The sequence below is a fragment of the Mesorhizobium sp. M7D.F.Ca.US.004.01.2.1 genome (genome assembly GCF_003997785.1).
Taxonomy (GTDB): domain Bacteria; phylum Pseudomonadota; class Alphaproteobacteria; order Rhizobiales; family Rhizobiaceae; genus Mesorhizobium; species Mesorhizobium loti.
Genome location: NZ_RZRQ01000435.1, coordinates 1 through 3,977, shown reverse-complemented (window position 1 = coordinate 3,977; position 3,977 = coordinate 1). Strand labels below are relative to the sequence as shown.

Below are 3,977 nucleotides of genomic sequence, written 5' to 3'. Positions count from 1 at the left end.
CTTCCCGGTCTTCTCAACCAGTTCCTGCTGTTCTATGAGCCGGCGAAAGTTTGGTTTGTTGATCAGCCTGCCGGAGAGTGCTTCCACGGTTCGCTGCAGCTGCAAGAGTGTAAATAGGGGCGGCATCAGTTCGAACACGACGGGCGGGTATTTGATTTTGGAGCGCAACCGCGTCATAGCCGTTGCCAGGATGCGGCGGTGGTCGGCGATCATGGATTTGCCTGGAACCGCAGTGGGTGCGGCTGAATGTCCGCCGCGTATGGCTTCCTCCACCAGCGCTGCCTCGTAGAGAAGTTCGTAGCGCTGCAGCGCGAATTCTTCATTCCATGATCGGTCGTCAAAGCCGAAGGCGACCGCCGCACGGCGCCGGCGATCGAACCGCGTGGCGGGGTCGTCAGCGCCATCCGCCCATTCCCTCAGGCGCGGCCGCAGATGTTCCACCACTACCGTGGGCGTGCCGGAGCGATGATCCTCCCATGGAAAATAGTCGTACCAGCTTGCCCAGCAGCGCTTGGCCGAGGCGCGTGCCTCTTCTTCTCGCGTGAGCGCGAGGTAGCTGATCGAGATTACACGCTCCTCGGCGCCGATCCGGTCGCGATCGGCGAAGGTGTAGAGCTGTTCGATGTAGCCAAGCGGCTGGCCGGTCTGTTGCTCCACCCATCCCCTGAGGCCCGACTGAAGCGAACGGTGAGCCAGCTCAAAAGGGCCCGACGGCAATGCGTTTGCCTGCGCTATGGTGAGTACGCAAGGGTGGCTGTTGTTCACGGCGACGACGACAGCGATCAAGTCCGCTTTGACGTCGTCGTTCGCCTTACCTCCAGCTCTACCTTTCCTGGTTCCCTTCGCCGCCTGATCGACCATGATCCCTGAACTGGTTGGGCGCAACTCCGCTGCGGAAGCGGCTGAACCGATTTAGTTTGGTTTTCCACAATAACCATCGGTGCGTCAACATCACACCCGGAGGCAATTTAGCTCTTCGCACCTGCACAAAAGTATGCCAAACGCGACACCCACGGTTGGTAACGTAGGGGAAGGAGTCTTCGTTGAGTGCGGTTGCTGAGACCAAGGCGATCACACCGCCGGATATTCGTTTGCGGAAAGGTAGAACGCCGCTCGTCTGCTTGACGGCGTATACCACGCCGATCGCAAAGCTCGTTGATCGGCAATGTGACATTGTTCTGGTCGGCGACAGCGTCGGCATGGTGCTCCACGGCATGCCGTCGACGCTGGGCGTAACGCTGGAGATGATGGTGATGCACGCTCAGGCCGTGCGCCGTGGCCTGGAGCAGGCCCTGATGGTCGTCGACATGCCGTTCGGCTCCTACGAGGAAGGTCCTGAGCAGGCCTTTCGCAACGCGGCAAGGCTTATGGCCGAGACCGGCTGCGCGGGAGTCAAGCTCGAAGGCGGCGACGCAATGGCCGAGACGATCCGCTTTCTCGCTGGGCGCGGCGTGCCGGTCATGGGACATGTCGGCTTGACGCCGCAGGTGGTCAATACCTTCGGCGGCTATCGCGTGCAGGGCAGGGGCGAGGAGGATGCGGAGCGCATCCGCAGCGATGCCCTCGCGGTGGCCGAGGCCGGTGCCTTCGCGGTGGTGCTGGAGAAGGTCCCCGAGGCGCTCGCGCGCCGCATCACCGGAGAGGTAGCGATCCCGACCATCGGTATCGGCGCCTCGGCGGCCTGTGACGGGCAGATCCTCGTCGTCGACGACATGTTGGGCATATTCGGCGACTTCCGGCCCAAATTCGTCAAGCGATATGCCGAACTCGGTGAGATCGCCGAGGCGGCGATCGCGGCTTACGCTCAGGAAGTGCGCGAACCGCAGCTTTCCAGCGGACGAGCATGTCTTCGCCGATGCGACAAGACGGTCAATGGTGGAGAAGCAGCATGAGCGTTCCAATCGCACGAACCGTCGCCGAGTTGCGCACTGCTGTCGCGGCATGGCGTCAGAATGCCTTGAAAGTCGCTGTCGTGCCAACCATGGGTGCCTTGCATGAAGGCCATCTGAGCCTGGTACGTGCCGCACTCGCCAAGGCCGACCGAGTTATCGTGACGCTGTTTGTCAACCCAAAACAGTTCAACAACTCTAACGATCTCGCGGCCTACCCGCGCACCGAGCATGACGATGCCGCCAAGCTCGCTCCTCTCGGCGCTCATCTGCTCTACGCGCCGAATGCGGCGGACGTATATCCGGAAGGCTTCGCCACCACGGTATCGGTGAGCGGGGTGAGCAAGGGGCTGTGCGGGGCGTTCCGTCCCGGCCATTTCGACGGGGTGGCAACCGTCGTCGCCAAGCTCTTTCTCCAGACGCGCGCTGATCTCGCCTTCTTTGGCGAGAAGGATTTCCAGCAACTGCACGTCGTTCGCCGGCTCGTGCGCGATCTCGACATTCCGATCGAGATTGTCGCCTGTCCGACGGTGCGTGAAGCTGACGGCCTGGCGATGTCGTCGCGCAATGTAGGGCTCTCGGCCGAACAGCGCCTGGCAGCGCCTAAGCTCCCCGAAGTCCTGTCCGCCTCGGCCGCGCAGCTGTCAGCGAGAGCGCCAGTACAGCTTGTACTGGCCGAGGCAAGGCAAGCGATCCTCGCCGCCGGTTACGACGAAGTCGAGTATCTCGAACTGAGGGCTGACGACGACCTGTCGCCGCTCACGGCCGCAGACCGGCCTGCACGCCTGATTGCCACTGCTTGGCTCGGCGGTACGCGGCTTATCGATAACGTCGGCGTTCTGCCCGGGCAGCGCAAAGGCGAGCTGCTCGCGGCAGCCAATGCCGCATGATTGAAAATGTCGCAAGGGTTGTACCCAGGTGCCTCATGAAAATGACCCCGACAAATGGCCGGAGCAGAGAGTGGATATGGTTTTTCGATCAAAGGAGCGCCTTGGCAGGAAGTTTGAAGAAGAAGTACAATTCTTCAAGGGCTGGCAAAAGGATAAGAAACGTGTGGGCGCGCTCATGCCAACGTCCGTGCACGCCGCGCGTCGTATGGCAAGCGTCATTAACCCGGCCTCGGGAATGCCGGTTCTTGAACTTGGCGCCGGAACCGGCGTCATCACCAAGGCCATCCTCGAAAGGGGCATCAAGCCGCATCAACTGATTTCGGTCGAGTATTCCAAAGATTTCTATCATCGTCTCACGCGACGCTTTCCAGGCGTGGATTTTCGATTGGGCGATGCGTTTGCACTGGGCGAAGTGCTGGCCGAACGGCGCGGGGAACAATTCGATTGCGTCATAAGCGCGGTGCCGCTCTTGAGCTTTCCAATGGAACAGCGTGTTGGCCTGCTTGAGGATTTGCTGGCCCGCATTCCCGCTGGCAGACCGATGATTCAAATCACCTACGGACCTTTGTCGCCGGTTGTCAGAATGCCCGACCGCTACCTCGTGTCTCACTATGATTTCGTCGTCCGCAACATACCGCCCGCACAGCTCTGGACTTACCGACGAGCAGTCTGACTGCGACTCGAACGCTCTTCTGCAACGCTTGCTGCCTTTGTGATATTGCATGCCCTTGTCGAATAGGCCGAACGAGTGCGAGCGCCTACAACTGGAGTTTCGTCTGGACGCCGGCTCCAAGAATTGCAGCAATGGACTGCAATATAACTCTCAAGTTCCATAAGATAGATTATGCGACTTTCACAAGTGTAGGTTAACATTTCTTCACATTTCAACGTATTGGCAGCACTTTATCCAAGTCTTTCCGATTATCATCGATAGAGATACGATCAGCTTCTAACAGTCAATCCTACTTTAAGTCTCAGATCGACAGATAGATGTTGGATGGCCGCATCTCACCGTCTGATTAAAACTCGGCGGTCGACTACGGACTCTTCTTCCACCGGTGTCCCAAGTTAGACTATATCGGCCTTCGCTAGCTCGCGTCCCCTCTCGGTGCACTCACTTATGCGGCATGCAATAGACGCCCTCGGATTCCATCAGTACCGCGCCACCCTTCAACTCGCTGAGTGCGCCGGCCCACGC

Annotated in this window: 3 protein-coding genes and 1 pseudogene; 3 read left to right on the top strand and 1 reads right to left on the bottom strand. The window is 59.7% G+C overall.

Annotated features, from left to right (window positions below; all coding sequences use genetic code 11):
* Positions 1-861, bottom strand: an 861-nt coding sequence (locus tag EN993_RS32390) for a hypothetical protein (protein WP_127265836.1), incomplete at its 3' end; no start/stop codon positions are given.
* A gap of 182 nt (positions 862-1,043) precedes the next feature.
* Here EN993_RS32390 and panB point away from each other — a divergent pair.
* From panB to pmtA, 3 genes and pseudogenes are all read left to right on the top strand, one after another.
* Positions 1,044-1,857, top strand: a pseudogene (panB, locus tag EN993_RS32385) (3-methyl-2-oxobutanoate hydroxymethyltransferase); the annotation flags it as partial.
* A 31-nt stretch (positions 1,858-1,888) separates the two neighbouring features.
* Positions 1,889-2,779, top strand: a complete 891-nt coding sequence (gene panC, locus EN993_RS32380; protein ID WP_127265839.1) for a pantoate--beta-alanine ligase — start codon at positions 1,889-1,891, stop codon at positions 2,777-2,779.
* Positions 2,780-2,855: 76 nt separating this feature from the next.
* Positions 2,856-3,452 (top strand): phospholipid N-methyltransferase PmtA, encoded by a 597-nt coding sequence (gene pmtA / locus EN993_RS32375; protein WP_127265837.1) that lies wholly within the window; start codon positions 2,856-2,858, stop codon positions 3,450-3,452.
* Positions 3,453-3,977: the final 525 nt, after the last annotated feature.

What these genes read in the sequence shown, in the direction of transcription:
- pmtA (WP_127265837.1), top strand. Translation starts at nt 2,856, where the DNA reads ATGGTTTTTCGATCAAAGGAGCGCCTTGGCAGGAAGTTTGAAGAAGAA.
- panC (WP_127265839.1), top strand. Translation starts at nt 1,889, where the DNA reads ATGAGCGTTCCAATCGCACGAACCGTCGCCGAGTTGCGCACTGCTGTC.